The organism is Pandoraea sp. ISTKB, assembly GCF_001721285.1.
Taxonomy (GTDB): domain Bacteria; phylum Pseudomonadota; class Gammaproteobacteria; order Burkholderiales; family Burkholderiaceae; genus Pandoraea; species Pandoraea capi.
Genome location: NZ_MAOS01000051.1, coordinates 1 through 15,544, shown reverse-complemented (window position 1 = coordinate 15,544; position 15,544 = coordinate 1). Strand labels below are relative to the sequence as shown.

Genomic DNA, 15,544 nt, shown 5'->3' with positions numbered 1-15,544 from the left:
CGATGAAGCGGAATGGCGCGCCGCTCAGTGCAACGGTGAGCGAAACACGAGAGACCGACGGTCGAGGAGGAGGATGGGAAACGAGGACGGCGATGCGTCGATGACATCAAGGCAGACATGACGGAAATGAGCGAGCGTGGGCATTTCCACACCCTCAGCACAATGAAAAGGCCCAAGTCTCCCATTGGGCCTTTTCACACGCGCGCAGAAATCGCTCAAATCACGACGTCAAACCACCACTTCCTGAGGGGACATTTCTGTGCCGTAGGTCGCCCAGCGCATGTCCTCGTCGGCCGCCGCAACGGTCGGTTTGCACTGCGCGGCGGTCTCGTCGAGCCCCTGCAACAACGGGCATCGCTCGAATATTTCCGCGATGAAGTCGACAAATACGCGAACTTTAGGCGACAAATGACGATTATGCGGATAGACCGCCGAAATCGGCATGGGCGGCGGTTTCCATTGATGCAGGATCTCGACCAACTGCCCCGATTGCAGATACGGCAACGCCATGAAGCGGGCCAGTTGCACGGTGCCCACGCCCGCCAGTCCGAGCTGGAGGTACGCTTCGGCATCGTTGACCGCGACCGTGCCCTGCATGTGGATTTCGATCTCCTTGCCGTCCACCACGAACTGCTCTTCGATCACGCGCCCCGTGCGGCTCGAAAAATAGTGCACCGCCGTGTGCCGCTGCAAATCGTCGAGCGTATGCGGCATGCCCATGCGCTCCAGATAGCCAGGCGACGCGCACGTCAGGCTCTGGAACAGGCCGACACGGCGCGCGACAAGGCTGGAATCCTGAAGCGTCCCGACACGCAGCACGCAATCCACCCCCTCCTGAATCAGGTCGACGGGCTTGTCGCCCATGCCGATCATCAGTTCGATTTCGGGATAGCGATCGCGGAATTCACACATCTGCGGCAGCACGACGAGCTTGCCGAGTGAGCCCGGCATGTCCACGCGCAACTTGCCGCGCACCCGTTGGCTGCTCTCCCGGAACGAGGATTCGGTCTCCTCGATATCCGCCAGAATGCGCAGGCAGCGCTCGTAATACGCCGCGCCATCGGGCGTGAGATTGAGTCGCCGGGTCGTTCGCTGGAGCAAACGCGTGCCCAGATGCGACTCCAGGTTCTGAATGATCGTGGTCACCGAGGTGCGCGGCAACCCAAGGTTGTCGGCGGCACGCGAGAAGCTATTCGCCTCGACCACCCGCGTGAAGACCTGCATCGCTTGCAAGCGATCCATGATATTTCCCCATTGAAGACACCGTTTCACTGGCCGGCCCGACGAAATTTCACTTCGTCGCCAATGCATATGCTTATTGGTCGACGGCATAAGTCAACGCCCATAAGGCTGAGGCCGATTAGTCGAGCTGACCGAACAGTGTTGCCAAATTATAGGCGTTTATCCCAATGTCCGTGGCCTCTAGACTTCGCTCCATCGAATGTCATCAGAGGGGTATCGCTCGCGCGAACCCAAAGCCATATGTCAGCCAACGCCAAGTCGAAGTCGGGCCAAGCGGGAAAATCGGGATCGCCGGGATCGAGCGGTCAGATGTTCCGCACCGATGACGGACTGCGCATCGAAGAGGTAAGCATCGAGGGCCATGTCGCCCCGGTCACGCTGCGCCTGTACCGGCCGGACGGCAAGTCCGCCGCCAGCACGACCGCCGAATCCTCGGCAGCCACGGGGCAACCGGGCGTCGTCGTGCCGCTCGAAGCCCATTTGCCCGCCGTGCTGTATTTCCACGGTGGCGGGTTCTGCCGGGGTTCGCTCGACGACGGCGACGCCGCCGCGCGCTACCTGGCGCTGAACGTCCCCGCGCTGGTCGTCTCGGTCGGTTACTCGCTCGCGCCGGAACACCCGTTTCCTGCCGCACCGGAAGACGCCTGGTGCGCCGCGCTGTGGCTGCAACGCAACGCCCGCCGTTACGGCGCCAGCCCGCGTCGGCTCGCCGTGGCAGGCCACGACTCGGGCGGCAACATCGCTGCGGCCCTGACGATGATTGCCCGCGACCGCGGCGAGATCAGCATCTCGGCGCAGGCGCTGCTCGCTCCGCTGCTCGATCCCAGCATGACGCGTCTGGCCGACGGCGGCACGCCCAGCGACATCGAAGCGAACGAGTGCGCCCGTTGCTATCGCGCCTATTTGCCGCATGCCACGCAACGTCTGCATCCATATGCCGCGCCGCTCGAATCTCGCCGTCTCGCGGGCCTGCCGCCCACGCTGATCGCCTCCGCCGAACACGACCTGCTGCACGTCGAAGCTGAAAAATACGCTGCCGAGCTGATCGCGGCCGGCGTGCCGACACAGGTCACGCGCCATCGCAGCGCTTCCCATTACGGTCTGGCCGCACTTCCCGCAGCGCTGCGGGACGTGGCCACGTTCCTGACACGTCGGCTGGCACCGCCTGCCACCGGCTCTACCCAGTGAGTCCATCCGATCCCGGAGATTTGAAAAAATGACCACCCTCGCTCGCAAACCCGTACTTATCGCTGCTGCCGCCACGGCTGCGCTCCTGGCCATCGGCACGCTCACTGTCGTGCGTGTCGACGCCAGCACGCCCGCTGCGCAAGTCATGCCCACCGTGGAAGTCGACGTTGCCAACGTGCTGTCGCGTACCGTGACCGACTGGCAAAGCTATTCGGGACGGCTCGACGCCGTCGACCGCGTCGACATCAAGCCGCTCGTGTCAGGCACCATCACCGCCGTGCATTTCAAGGACGGCCAACTCGTGAAAAAGGGTGACGCCCTGTTCACGATCGACCCGCGTCCGTACGCCGCCGAAGTGGACCGCGCTGCCGCGCAGCTCGCGTCCGCCCAGGCGCGCGACGTCTTCACCAGCACCGACCTCGCGCGTGCGCAGCGCCTGATCACGGATAACGCCATCGCGAAGAAGGACTTCGACCAGAAGGAAAACGCCGCACGCGAAGCCGTTGCGAACGTGAAGGCGGCACAGGCCGCGCTGGAAACCGCCCGCATCAATCTCGGTTACACGCAGATCGTGGCGCCGGTGGCCGGGCGTGTATCGCGTGCGGAAATCACGGTCGGCAACACCGTGTCGGCAGGCGCGCAATCGCCCGCGCTGACTACGGTGGTGTCGGTCTCGCCAATCTACGCGGCGTTCGACGTCGACGAACAGACCTACCTGCGCTATCTCTCGCGCGATACCGCCAAGCCGAGCGGCGTGCCCGTCGATCTGGGTCTCGCCAACGAATCGGGCTACTCGCGCAAGGGCACGGTGTACTCGGTGGATAACCGCTTCGACACCACGTCCGGCACGATCCGCGTTCGCGCGCGCTTCGATAACGCCGACGGCGCGCTCGTCCCGGGCCTCTATGCACGTATTCGCGTCGGCGGCGGCGAGCCGCACCCGGCGCTGCTCGTGGACGAAGCCGCCATCGGCACCGACCAGAGCAAGAAGTACGTGATGGTCGTCGACCAGGCCAACAAGGCGCAGTACCGCGAAGTCCAGTTGGGCGAGCGTCACGGCGGGCTGGTGGAAATCGCCGGCGGCCTGAAGGACGGCGAACGCATCATCGTGAATGGTCTGCAACGTGTACGTCCGGGTGACGCCGTTTCGCCGAAGGTCGTGAAGATGGCCGGCGACACGGGCGACGCCCACGACATCGCGCCGACGGCTGTCGCCACCACCGGTGCCGACGATGCCGCCAAGGCCCCCGCCCCGGCAACCCAAGACGCCAGCGCGACACCGGCTACGCAGAAGACTTCGCAGAACGGCAACAAGACGCAATCGGTCGCAGCGGCCAAAACCGCTTCGCGCTCGTAATGTACTCAGTGCATTCATTGCGTCCGATGCTCGAAATGCGCGTGCAGGCACACAGCAACATTGCACGCTGAACGACACCCCAGAGTTTCGTCATGAACATCTCAAAATTCTTTATCGACCGGCCCATATTTGCGGGCGTGTTATCGGTCCTCACGCTGCTGGCCGGCCTGATCGCCGTGTTCCAGCTGCCGATTTCGGAATACCCGGAAGTGGTTCCGCCGTCGGTCGTCGTGCACGCTCAATACCCCGGCGCGAACCCGAAGGTGATCGCCGAGACCGTTGCATCGCCGCTCGAAGAGCAGATCAACGGCGTGGAAAACATGCTGTACATGCAGTCGCAGGCCAATAGTGACGGCAACCTCACCACGACGGTGACCTTCCGTCTGGGCACCGACCCGGACAAGGCCCAGCAGCTCGTGCAGAACCGTGTCTCGCAAGCGCTGCCGCGCCTGCCGGACGACGTGCAGCGTCTTGGCGTGACGACGATCAAGTCCTCGCCCACGCTCACGATGGTGGTGCACCTGATCTCGCCGAACGACCGCTACGACATGACGTATCTGCGCAACTACGCGCTCATCAACGTCAAGGATCGCCTCTCGCGCATCAAGGGCGTGGGCGAAGTGCAGATGTGGGGCGCCGGCGACTACTCGATGCGTGTCTGGCTCGATCCGGCCAAGGTCGCCCAGCGCGGCCTGACGGCGTCTGACGTGGTGAAGTCGATCCGTGAACAGAACGTGCAGGTCGCCGCCGGTGTGATCGGTGCAACGCCGGCCGGTCCGAACACGCCGCTGCAACTGAACGTGAACACGCGCGGTCGTCTGAACACGGAAGAAGAGTTCCGCGACATCATCCTGAAGACCTCGCCGGACGGTGCTGTCACGCACCTGAGCGACGTGGCGCGCGTGGAACTCGACGCGTCGTCGTATAGCCTGCGCTCGCTGCTCGACAACAAGCCGGCCATCGGCCTCGGTATCAACCAGTCGCCGGGTGCGAACTCGCTGCAAATTTCGGACGATGTCCGTGCTGCGATGGTCGACCTGCAAAAGGACATGCCCCCGGGCGTGGAATACCGTATCGCGTATGACCCGACGCAGTTCGTTCGCTCGTCGATCGAAGCCGTCGTCCACACGCTGCTCGAAGCCATCGCCCTGGTGGTGATCGTGGTGATCGTGTTCCTGCAAACGTGGCGCGCGTCGATCATCCCGCTGCTCGCCGTGCCGGTCTCGATCGTCGGTACGTTCGCCCTGCTGCTCGGCTTCGGCTACTCGATCAACGCGTTGTCATTGTTCGGGATGGTGCTAGCGATCGGTATCGTGGTGGACGACGCCATCGTGGTGGTGGAAAACGTCGAACGGAACATTGCTGCCGGGCTTTCGCCGAAGGAAGCGACCTATCAGGCCATGCGTGAAGTGAGCGGTCCGATTATCGCGATTGCACTCACGCTCGTGGCTGTGTTCGTGCCGCTCGCCTTCATGTCGGGTCTGACGGGTCAGTTCTACAAGCAGTTCGCCATGACCATCGCCATCTCGACGGTGATCTCGGCCTTCAACTCGCTCACGCTGTCGCCGGCCATGGCCGCCCTGCTGCTCAAGGACCATCACGCCAAGCCGGACTGGCTTACGCGTCAGATGAACCGTTATCTGGGTGGCTTCTTCAACGCGTTCAACCGCGTGTTCCATCGCGGCTCGGAGAAGTACGGCCACGGCGTGACCCGCGTGATCGGTCGCAAGGCCGTCATGATGGCGATCTTCGCGGTGCTGCTCGGTATCACCGTGCTGCTGGGCAAGGTCGTGCCGGGTGGTTTCGTGCCGGCGCAGGACAAGGAATACCTGATCGCATTCGCGCAGTTGCCCAACGGGGCTTCGCTCGACCGCACGGACAAGGTGATCCGCGACATGTCGGAGATCGCGCTGAAGACCCCTGGCGTGAAGAACGCCGTGGCCTTCCCGGGTCTGTCGGTCAACGGCTTCACCAACTCGTCGTCCGCAGGGATCGTGTTCGTCACGCTCAAGCCGTTCAGCGAGCGTAAGGACAAGTCGCTGTCGGCCGGTGCCATCGCCGCGAAGCTCAACGGCGAGTATGCGAAGAACAAGGACTCGTTCATCGCCGTGTTCCCGCCCCCGCCGGTGCTGGGTCTGGGTACGCTCGGCGGCTTCAAGCTGCAAGTGGAAGACCGTGGCGCACTCGGCTACGAAGCCCTGAACGACGCAACGCAAGCGTTCATCAAGAAGGCCTCGCAGACGAAGGAACTGGGCCCGACGTTCTCGTCGTACCAGATCAACGTGCCGCAGCTCAACGTCGACCTCGACCGTGTGAAGGCCAAGCAGTTGGGCGTGCCGATCACCGACGTGTTCGACACCATGCAGATCTACCTCGGCTCGCTGTACGTGAACGACTTCAACAAGTTCGGCCGCGTGTATCAGGTCCGTGTGCAAGCCGACGCGCCGTATCGTGCGCATGCCGACGACATCGGCCTGCTCAAGACGCGTAACAACAACGGTGAAATGGTCCCGCTCTCGTCGCTGGTGAAGGTTTCGCCGACGTACGGTCCGGAAATGGTGGTTCGCTATAACGGCTACACCGCTGCCGACATCAACGGAGGTCCGGCACCGGGTTACTCGTCGGGTCAGGCCCAAGCCGCCGTGGAACGTATCGCTGCCGAAACGCTGCCGCGTGGTGTGAAGTTCGAATGGACGGACCTGACGTATCAGCAGATTCTCGCGGGCGACTCGGCGCTGTGGGTGTTCCCGATCTCGGTGCTGCTGGTGTTCCTGGTGCTCGCCGCTCAGTACGAAAGCCTGACGCTGCCGCTGGCCGTGATCATGATCGTGCCGATGAGCATCATGTCCGCGCTGTTCGGTGTGTGGCTCACGCGAGGGGATAACAACATCTTCACGCAGATCGGTCTGATGGTGCTGGTGGGGCTCTCGGCGAAAAACGCGATTCTGATCGTGGAATTCGCCCGGGAACTGGAAATGCAGGGACGCACGGCCATTGCGGCCGCCATTGAAGCCAGCCGTCTGCGTCTGCGCCCGATTCTGATGACGTCCATCGCGTTCATCATGGGTGTGGTGCCGCTGGTGACGTCGACCGGCGCCGGTTCGGAAATGCGTCATGCGATGGGTGTGGCCGTGTTCTTCGGCATGATCGGGGTGACGGGTTTCGGCCTGATCCTGACGCCGGTGTTCTACGTGCTGCTCCGTACGCTGGCCGGCAAGAAGCCGCTGCATAGTGCGCACGCGTCGACCATGCCCGCCAACGTCAAGGCCGAAGTCTGAAGGATGCCAATCATGCAATCGCAATGGATCAAACGTAGTCTGGGCGTCTCGGGCTTGCTCGCCACCCTGCTGGTGGTGGCGGGTTGCTCGATGGCCCCCACATATGAAGTGCCGAAGGTGACCGATAAGGGCACGCCGACGGCCTTCAAGGAAGCGGCCCTGCCGGCCGGTCAGGCCGGCACGTGGAAGACGGCCGAGCCGTCGGAAGCCGTGGCGCGCGGCGAATGGTGGAAAGTGTTCGGCGACGCTACGCTCGACAAGCTCGAAGACGACGCGCTGGCCGCCAACCAGAACCTGAAGGCCGCCGCCGCCCGCGTGCAGGAAGCGCGCGGCGTGCAGCGTCAGGCACGTGCCGCGCTGTTCCCCACGCTTGATGCCGGATTCGGGCCGACGCGTCAGAAGATCTCGCCGGCGTCGCAGTTGCAGCCGGACGGCACGAACATCGCGCCGTACACGCTGTGGCGCGCACAGGCGAGCGTCGGATACGAAGTCGACCTGTTCGGTCGCGTGTCGGATAACGTCGCCGCCGCCCGTGCGGACGCCGAGCAGAGCGAAGCGCTGTATCGCTCGGTGCAGTTGGCGCTGCAAGCCGACGTGGCACAGAACTACTTCAACCTGCGCGAGCTCGACGCCGAACAGGCGCTGTACACGCAAACGGTCACGCTGCGCGAAGAAGCCCTGAAGCTGGTGCAGCGTCGCTTTACCGAAGGCGATATCGGCGAGCTGGACGTGGCGCGCGCCAAGGCCGAGCTGGCCACGGCGCAGTCCGATGCGCTGGCGGTCGCTCGCCTGCGGGCAGCGTCGGAGCACAGCCTGGCGATTCTGCTGGGCAAGACGCCGGCGGAATTCACGTTCACGCCCACCCCGCTCGTGCCGGTGACGGTACGCGTGCCGGCAGGTCTGCCCTCGGCACTGCTGGAGCGTCGTCCGGACATCGCGGCAGCCGAGCGTGCCATGGCCGCAGCGAATGCGCGGATCGGCGTGGCGAAAGCCGCGTTCTTCCCGTCGCTCTCGCTGACCGGCTCGGGCGGCTTCGAAGCGGCAACGCTGGGCGACCTGTTCAACTGGTCGAGCCGCACGTTCCTGCTTGGCCCGGTGGTCGGCGGTCTGCTCTCCATGCCGATCTTCGACGGCGGCGCGCGCAGCGGCAACTTGTCGCGTGCCCGTGCGCAGTACGAAGAAGACGTGGCGAACTATCGTCAGCAAGTGCTCGTGGCGTTCCAGGAAGTCGAAGACAACCTGTCGAATCTGCGCCTGCTCGATCAGCAAACGCGTGCACAGGACGACGCCGTCAAGGCATCGAACCGCGCCGCACAGCTCTCGCGCACGCAGTATCAGGAAGGCTCGATCGCCTATCTGGATGTCATCGATGCCGAGCGCACCGTGTTGCAGTCGCAACGCAGCGCCGTGCAACTGGCCGGTGCGCAGGCGGTATCGACCGTCAATCTGATTCGCGCACTGGGCGGTGGCTGGGGCGATCTGCCCAAGTCGCCGACGCCGGCCGATGCAGCCACGGCACCGACGGCGGCCGCGCCGGGTACACCGGAGACGTCTGGCGCCGCCAATGCGACGGTGGCTGCACGTTGATTCATGTTGGACTGAGTTGGACTGAGTCGCACTGACTGAGCTGCGACCGGCAGGGGGTTCGCCCCCGAGGATCCCCTGCCAGCATGGATGCATCGAACCGGCGGCCGCGCTCGTACCCCCAAGACGAGAGACGCGCCGACCCGCCCCCGACGCGCGCCTGGCGTGCCGCCGGTCTCGATGCGCCTCACGCGTCGCGTGAAGGCTCAGTCGTAGCAGGTTTCTTCCCTGCGTCCCTGCTTGCCCGGTACATGCCCCAGGTCAAAGACCCCGGGCAAGTCCGGGCTCTTTTTTTGCCGACGATGGTAGGATGGACGCACGGTTTTCGCTGTCTTGCCGCGCATGTTGCATCTCCGGGGTCCATTTCCGGACATCGAGCGCAACACGTCCTTTGATCATGCAAACGGCACGACAGCGGCAACCGTTGCTGGCAAGTCATCTCGAATGCTTCCCCCGAGTGCGGTCCTTCGATCCGACGGACCCTACGATAAGGAGTGCAAATAATGAAGATGCGCAAGACACTGTCGCTGTGCCTCGCCGCCGGTCTGGCGGTTTCCTCATCCCTCGTCCTCGCGCAAGGCGGCCCGGGTGGTCCGCCGGGGCATCAACCGGGCGGCCCGCACGGCGGTCCTCCGGGACACGGCCCGCAGAAGGGACACCCTGGCGGTCCGCCGCCACGTGCGCAAGGCGGTCCCGGCGGTCCGGGCAACGATGCATGGCAACACCCCGACTGGCGCAAGGGCGACCGCGTACCGCAGCAGTATCGTGACGCCCAGTATCGCGTCGACGATTACCGCCAATACCATCTCGACGCCCCCAAGCGCGGCCATCACTGGGTTGGCGTGGGCGGCGACTTCCTGCTGGTCAACGGCTCGGGCGTCATCGTCCAGATCGTAGGCGGACACTGATAGGCCACCGACGTCGGGCAGACCTTTCCGGCGTCGCGAAATTCCGCTGACTCGCCAGCCATGCGGCAGAGCGCAAAGCTCTGCCGCATTTTTGTTTGTCCCGCGCCTCTCCCCGCTCAGCAACCTTCACGCCCTATACGTCTCGTTTTCCTCATTTTGGTGCGCCGCTTTGCCCACAGCTCGGTAGGAACGCCGATTTCGCTGCGACGCAGCATTAAAATCACGCGCTCCCGCCCTCCCAATTCATCGATATACGATATATCATGCACAAAATATCAAAGTGCCGCCCCAAGAAGGTGCGGTCGATGGAGCGGGACGACATGGCAATGACACGACGTGATGTAGGCGACTGGATGGCAGGCTTTCTGCCTGCCGTAGCGGCGGTGCACCTGCGCGAGCGGCTTCGCGCAGGCATCGGCGCGCTCTGTGGTATCGGTCTGACCGGCGGCCTGATGCTCTGGTTGCTCGGCCCCGCGACCTACATCCCCTGGCTGGTGGCGCCGATGGGCGCCTCCGCTGTTCTGCTGTTCGGCGTGCCTGCCAGTCCTCTCGCACAGCCGTGGTCGATTCTCGGCGGCAATCTGGTCGCGGCCGTCGTCGGCGTGACGTGCGCCATGTTCATCCCCAGCCCGGTCATTGCGGCCGCAGCGGCGGTAGGCGTATCCATCGCATTGATGTTCACGCTGCGCTGCGTGCACCCGCCCTCGGGCGCCGTCGCCCTGACGGCCGTGCTGGGCGGCCCTTCGGTCCATGCACTGGGTTACGGCTTCGTGCTCGAACCGATTGCCTTGCAAACCATCATGCTGCTCGGCTCCGCCATCGCCTATCACGCGATCACCGGTCATCGTTACCCGCATGCCGTGCGCGCTCAGGCGCCCGCGAAGCCGGTCAACGCGCAGGCGATTCCGGTCACGACGGCCGATGCCGAAAAGGCCCTCGCCCGTCGTAGCGAACTGCTCGACATTTCGGCAGACGATCTGGCCAGTCTGCTTCGCGACACGCAGCGCGAGGCCTATGCAAGACGTGCGCGTGAGTTGACGGCGGCCGACGTCATGGGCCCGCCGCTGGCGAAAGTGCAAGCGCACGACGAGGCGCCGGCAGCGTGGCGGTTGTTGCAGCGTCACGGGCTGGATGTGCTGCCCGTCGTCGATGGCGACGCACGCGTGATCGGCTTGGTGACGCGTCACGATCTGCACGCGCGGCGTGCTCGCGCACAACGCTGGCCGCGCTTCGCGACATCGTTCGGCTCGAGCCAACGCCCGGCGATACGTGACCTCATGCAGGGCGAGCTGAAATCGGCGACCGCCGGTATGCCGCTCTCCGAACTCGTGCCGCTGCTCGCGGCGCAACGTCACGGCACGTTGCCCGTGCTCGACGATGCCGCCCGACTGGTTGGCGTTGTCACGCATGCCGAAGTGCTTCGCAAGGTGATGAGCGCATAACGCTTCGAGACTGCCCCCAAGCCCCCTCCCCAAGCAGCGATTGTCAGCCGTAGGCCGATCTGCAAGAATGGCGGCGTTGTAACGCACAACGCCGTACAGCTTCGATCAACGAAGCGATATTCGCTCAGGGGGAAACATGGAACCGATAACGTTCAAGCAGTGTTTCAAGGGAGCATGGATCGACGGTCTCAACGCGTTACGCAATCGACCGCTGTTGTGTCTTTCGATTGCGGTTGTCTTTCTCATCACTTCGGCGCTTGGCGTGTCTTTCCGGCAATTGGCACTGACCGCATCGCAAAGCGCGTCTCCCGCGTTATTCCGCCTCCAGATTTCACTGCTGTCATTCGCCGTCAGCCTCGTGAATCTTTTCGCCATGGCGATCCTCGCCGTGCATGTCCTGCGCTATGTCATTCTCGGGCCGGATGCCGCCAGACAAGCCTCGTGGATCGATCGCGGTGTGCGACGTTACGTGCTGACGTCATTTCAGGTGGCGATTGTCTGGTGGATTGTGCTCATCGTCGCCATTCCCATCGCCGTCATCATCATGCGTCTGACGGGACGAGGAGGCTCCTATGCGCTGGTGGGAACACTTCTCGTGCTGTTGATCTGCGCATCGCTCTTCCTGCTGGTGCGTATCTCGCTGATCTTTCCGCAGATTGCCGTGGGACGCAGCAAACGCTGGCGCTCGGCGTGGCAAGACTCGCGGGGCCATTTCTGGTCGATTTTCGGCACCTCGATCGCCACCCTCATTCCACTGATCATCGGCGGACTGATCGCATTTGTCATCTTGCAGGTCATCTTGAAACTGATGCCTCAGGCGACGATTGCGGTGCTGGGGTCACTGATACTGCAAGCGGTGATCTCCATCGTTTATCTCGCCGTCGCGTGCGCCGTTCTGGGCTGGCTCTATCGTCGATACGCCGACCAGTTGCTCACCTTCGGGGACGCCCCTGAAGGTTTGTAAGCGATCAACGCAAAACGGGGCGCATGCGCTGCGCCCCGTCCTGATTCAATCCACCGCTGACGAATGTCGTCCGACTGCCGTCAGTCAGGCAGCGACATTCACCGTCGCTGCCACACCTTCCTGCCCATCCAGCGCCCCATAACGCGCATATTCACCCAGTCCGTCCGGCCATTGCGTGAGCACCTGAAAACCGGTCTCGGTCACGGCGACCATGTGCTCCCACTGTGCGGAGAGCGAGCGGTCGCGTGTCACGACTGTCCAGCCGTCGGCCAGTTGCTTCGTGTCGGGCTTGCCGACATTGACCATCGGCTCGATGGTGAAAATCATGCCCGGGCGCAGCGTCAGGCCCGTGCCCGGACGGCCATAATGCAGCACCTGCGGGTCGTCGTGATACGTCGTGCCGATGCCGTGACCGCAGTAGTCACGCACGATGCTGAAGCCTTCGCGATGCGCCACCGTCTGGATCGCATAGCCCACGTCACCGAGCGTCGCGCCCGGGCGCACCGCACGAATGCCCGCGAGCATCGCCTCGTAGGTCGTGTCGACCAGACGCTTGGCCAGAATGCTCGGCTTGCCCGCGTAGTACATGCGGCTCGTGTCGCCGTACCAGCCGTCCTTGATAAGGGCGACGTCGATGTTCACGATATCGCCGTCGTGCAGCTTCTTGTCGCCGGGAATGCCATGGCAGACAACGTGATTCACCGACGCACACACCGTCTTCGGATACCCGTGATAGCCGATGTTGGCCGGAATGGCCTTCAGTTCGTTCACGATGAAGTCGTGACACAGACGGTCGAGTTCGTCGGTCGTGACGCCCGGCTTCACATGCTCGCCGATCATCGCGAGCACTTGCGCGGCCATCTCCCCGGCGCGGCGCGACAGGGCAACTTCTTCGTTCGAGCGGATTACAACGCGTTCGCGCACCATTACGCCACCTTGTTCAATACGGTGACGGGTGCACCGGTTGCTGGAGAAGCGACGGTCCCGGTCTCCCCGACCGGACCGCCTTCTGATTCGATGAGTCGACGGCAGATCTCGCCGTAACTCAACGTCGGATTCAATTCGGCGAGCATGCCGACGCGCAGCCAATGCTCGGCTTGCGCGTTGATCGAGCGACTGAGCGCGCCGCTGGTGTTGCGCAGCGCCTCATGCATTTGCTCCGATATCTTGACGATACCCATGTTGCGGGCTCCATATATACGAAATAGCTACGAAACGTATATTAGCAGCCTTACGCCGAATTGTCTTCCCTGCACCATCACGGCCAACCCGGCGATCGACGCCGGGTTGGCGCTCAGGCCATCACCAGGTCAGGCGGACGCCGGCATTGCCTTCGACCGTACGGCGATAATCGCCGCCCATATTGAACCAGTACCCTGCCGTCAGATAGACGCTCACCTTCTGGTTCACGCGCGCGTAGATGCCACCGCCCACGTGTCCCTGCGTCGAACCGACGTTCGTGGTGAAGCGATCCGCGCCGGAGTACGTCACCGTGTCGGACCCGCCGAAGTAACGCAGCACGTCGAAGCGCAGATAAGGCTTCCAGTTCACCCCGCAGGCCTGGAACTGGGATTGCAGACGCAGCCCCAGCCGCCCGATCACCTCGTTGGCACTTTTGAACGAGACGGTTGCCGCCGGGTCGGTCAGGTCGTTGATGTGGGAATACTGATAGATCAACTGTGCCTGCGGTTCGAGCGTCACGTTCTGAGACACCGCGAACGGCAGCCCGCCTTCGACCGACGCCGTAAAGGCATTCGCACGCGTCGACGCCGTATTGCCCTGCAACGAACTCGGGTTCACCGACGACGTGGTTCCCATCAACACGGTATCGGTATAGCCGCCGTTCGGGGCGATGTGCGTCCAGTAGCCGCCGAAGCTGAACGCGTTCATCTGCAAGCTGCCTGCGGACAGGTTCGGCGTGGCGAGTGCGAAACCGCTGACGTCGCCGCTCGCCCGGGCATATCCGGCGAACAGACCGTAGTGATTACGATGCCCGCTCTCGGTCGAGGCGGCGTAAAGATCCTGCCCGACCTGGAACCCGAAGATCGTGCCGCTGAACGACGGATTGACGCCGCCACTGAGGTCCTGCGACAGATGGTCACCCCAGACGCGGCCCCATCCGGCACGCAACGAGCCGTCTTCGGAGAGCAGCGACTGCCCGCCGAGGCGATCGTGGAACGTGCCGATCTGCTGCACCGCCAGTTCGCGCAGGAGTGATGGCACCGCGCTGTAGACCGGCACCTCGGACCGATAGATCGGCGTGCCCGGATCAGTCGTCGGCGGAATCGGCACTATCGGATCGACGACCAGCGGCGGTGGCGTCGTCGTGTCCGGCGTCCTAGAGCGCAGGTACCAATTGTTTTCCGTGCCCGCGTTCACGCCGCCCCGATACAGGTAGTACGTATACGCGCCCGCACTGGCCGAGCCACCGCTGAAGGCACTCGTCGATGTCGTGCCTCCGTTGGTTGCCTGCACGACCTGAATACCGTCGGCCAGTGTCTGTGCCCCGCTGCCCCCTGCGTTGACGATCTTCAGCGCCGTCGCACCGCTCGCACTGCCGCCGTTGATGACGATCTTGTCCGTCGGCGAGTTATCCGCGCCGAGCTGGGTGTTGAGCGTCGCATTCGCATTCTGGCCGACGTAATTGCCTGCCACCGTCAACGTATTACCGACGCGGGAACCGGCCAGTTGCAGCAACCCGGCGTTCGTGAGCGTGCCCTGCACCGTGAAGTTACCGGCACTGCCCGAGGCAAACGCCGGTATGGCGTTGGCGACCGCAATCGTGCCGTTGTTCTGCACGTTGCCCGTCACGCTGCCGTAGCCGCCGAGCGTCGCACCGCCGGCCACGGTCACCGCACCGCCACCCGAGAGCGCAGCCGTCGGCGAGGTCGGCGCGCCAATGGCAAGCGTGCCCGCGTTCACGTTCGTCGCACCGGTGTAGCTGTTGTTGCCGTTCAGCAGCAACATGCCGCTACCCAGCTTGGTGAGCGCGCCCGTGCCCGTGATGCCCTGCGTGATGGTCGAATTGAACGCCTGCGTGTCGATCGTGCCGCCGTTGGTATCGAGCACGACGGGACGACCGGCGGCGAGATCGAAGCTCGCGCCCAGTTGCAGCGTGCCGCCGTTGAACGTCAACGTCCCGGCAGGTGCGCCGAGGCTGGCGTCCTGGCTGACCACGAGCGTGCCTGCGAACAGCGTCCAGGGGGTAAGCGCGGTCGTCGTGTTGTTCAATGTCCAGGTACTGGTCCCCGTCTTGTGATACGCGACGAAGCCCTGATACTGCGCCGTAGGTCCGATCAACGAAGCATCGAACGCGGCGTTTTGCGCACCGCCCAGAATCAGCGTATTGGTACCGGTGTTCGCATTGACCGTACCGTTGATGACCGAGGTTGCACGCAGCTCCAGCGAGTTCGTTCCGCCGGTGAAGCGAACGGCGTCGTTCTGAACACCAGTGCCGGATAAACCGCCGGTGATGGTCCCGGCGTTTTCCACCGTAATGTTCTGCCCCTGTACACCGACGCCGCCGACGCCCGCGGGCCCGGCCGTTCCGCCAGTGCTGTCGCCCCCGCCCGTCCCGCCGA

The 15,544-nt window shown here is 63.8% G+C and carries 11 protein-coding genes; 7 read left to right on the top strand and 4 right to left on the bottom strand.

What is annotated here, in order from left to right; all coding sequences use genetic code 11:
- Positions 1 to 228: 228 nt before the first annotated feature.
- Positions 229 to 1,242 carry a LysR family transcriptional regulator gene (locus tag A9762_RS19915; RefSeq protein WP_069343755.1) on the bottom strand — a complete coding sequence of 338 codons (1,014 nt, stop codon included), beginning with the start codon at positions 1,240 to 1,242 and terminating at the stop codon, positions 229 to 231.
- Positions 1,243 to 1,482: 240 nt separating this feature from the next.
- Between A9762_RS19915 and A9762_RS19910 the strand changes: the two genes are divergently transcribed.
- The 7 genes from A9762_RS19910 (at position 1,483) to A9762_RS19880 (ending at position 11,963) form a co-directional block, all read left to right on the top strand.
- Positions 1,483 to 2,430 (top strand): alpha/beta hydrolase, encoded by a 948-nt coding sequence (locus A9762_RS19910; protein WP_371443122.1) that lies wholly within the window; start codon positions 1,483 to 1,485, stop codon positions 2,428 to 2,430.
- 28 nt (positions 2,431 to 2,458) lie between these two features.
- Positions 2,459 to 3,787 (top strand): efflux RND transporter periplasmic adaptor subunit, encoded by a 1,329-nt coding sequence (locus A9762_RS19905; protein ID WP_069343753.1) that lies wholly within the window; start codon positions 2,459 to 2,461, stop codon positions 3,785 to 3,787.
- A 92-nt stretch (positions 3,788 to 3,879) separates the two neighbouring features.
- Positions 3,880 to 7,065, top strand: a complete 3,186-nt coding sequence (locus tag A9762_RS19900) for an efflux RND transporter permease subunit (RefSeq protein ID WP_069343752.1) — start codon at positions 3,880 to 3,882, stop codon at positions 7,063 to 7,065.
- A 12-nt stretch (positions 7,066 to 7,077) separates the two neighbouring features.
- The gene (locus tag A9762_RS19895; RefSeq protein ID WP_069343751.1) at positions 7,078 to 8,652 is read left to right on the top strand and encodes an efflux transporter outer membrane subunit; all 1,575 of its coding nucleotides are present in this window, start codon (positions 7,078 to 7,080) and stop codon (positions 8,650 to 8,652) included.
- Positions 8,653 to 9,152: 500 nt separating this feature from the next.
- Positions 9,153 to 9,557 carry an RcnB family protein gene (locus A9762_RS19890; protein WP_069343750.1) on the top strand — a complete coding sequence of 135 codons (405 nt, stop codon included), beginning with the start codon at positions 9,153 to 9,155 and terminating at the stop codon, positions 9,555 to 9,557.
- Positions 9,558 to 9,883: 326 nt separating this feature from the next.
- Positions 9,884 to 10,999, top strand: a complete 1,116-nt coding sequence (locus A9762_RS19885; RefSeq protein WP_069343778.1) for an HPP family protein — start codon at positions 9,884 to 9,886, stop codon at positions 10,997 to 10,999.
- 136 nt (positions 11,000 to 11,135) lie between these two features.
- The gene (locus A9762_RS19880; protein WP_069343749.1) at positions 11,136 to 11,963 is read left to right on the top strand and encodes a hypothetical protein; all 828 of its coding nucleotides are present in this window, start codon (positions 11,136 to 11,138) and stop codon (positions 11,961 to 11,963) included.
- 84 nt (positions 11,964 to 12,047) lie between these two features.
- Here the strand turns inward: A9762_RS19880 and map are convergent, their stop codons facing one another.
- The 3 genes from map to A9762_RS19865 all read right to left on the bottom strand — a co-directional run.
- Positions 12,048 to 12,890: a type I methionyl aminopeptidase gene (gene map, locus A9762_RS19875; protein ID WP_069343748.1), complete on the bottom strand. Its 843-nt coding sequence runs from the start codon at positions 12,888 to 12,890 to the stop codon at positions 12,048 to 12,050.
- A complete protein-coding gene (locus A9762_RS19870) occupies positions 12,890 to 13,144 on the bottom strand; it encodes a ParD-like family protein (protein ID WP_069343747.1) in 255 nt (84 codons plus the stop codon). The genes map and A9762_RS19870 overlap by 1 nt, the downstream gene beginning before the upstream one ends.
- Before the next feature lie 121 nt (positions 13,145 to 13,265).
- Positions 13,266 to 15,544: autotransporter outer membrane beta-barrel domain-containing protein (locus A9762_RS19865; RefSeq protein WP_069343746.1), on the bottom strand; the 2,279-nt coding region annotated here is incomplete at its 5' end.

Coding starts and splice junctions, on each gene's coding strand:
- map (WP_069343748.1), bottom strand. CDS start 12,890: ATGGTGCGCGAACGCGTTGTAATCCGCTCGAACGAAGAAGTTGCCCTG.
- A9762_RS19885 (WP_069343778.1), top strand. CDS start 9,884: ATGACACGACGTGATGTAGGCGACTGGATGGCAGGCTTTCTGCCTGCC.
- A9762_RS19870 (WP_069343747.1), bottom strand. CDS start 13,144: ATGGGTATCGTCAAGATATCGGAGCAAATGCATGAGGCGCTGCGCAAC.
- A9762_RS19910 (WP_371443122.1), top strand. CDS start 1,483: ATGTCAGCCAACGCCAAGTCGAAGTCGGGCCAAGCGGGAAAATCGGGA.
- A9762_RS19880 (WP_069343749.1), top strand. CDS start 11,136: ATGGAACCGATAACGTTCAAGCAGTGTTTCAAGGGAGCATGGATCGAC.
- A9762_RS19905 (WP_069343753.1), top strand. CDS start 2,459: ATGACCACCCTCGCTCGCAAACCCGTACTTATCGCTGCTGCCGCCACG.
- A9762_RS19890 (WP_069343750.1), top strand. CDS start 9,153: ATGAAGATGCGCAAGACACTGTCGCTGTGCCTCGCCGCCGGTCTGGCG.
- A9762_RS19895 (WP_069343751.1), top strand. CDS start 7,078: ATGCAATCGCAATGGATCAAACGTAGTCTGGGCGTCTCGGGCTTGCTC.
- A9762_RS19900 (WP_069343752.1), top strand. CDS start 3,880: ATGAACATCTCAAAATTCTTTATCGACCGGCCCATATTTGCGGGCGTG.
- A9762_RS19915 (WP_069343755.1), bottom strand. CDS start 1,242: ATGGATCGCTTGCAAGCGATGCAGGTCTTCACGCGGGTGGTCGAGGCG.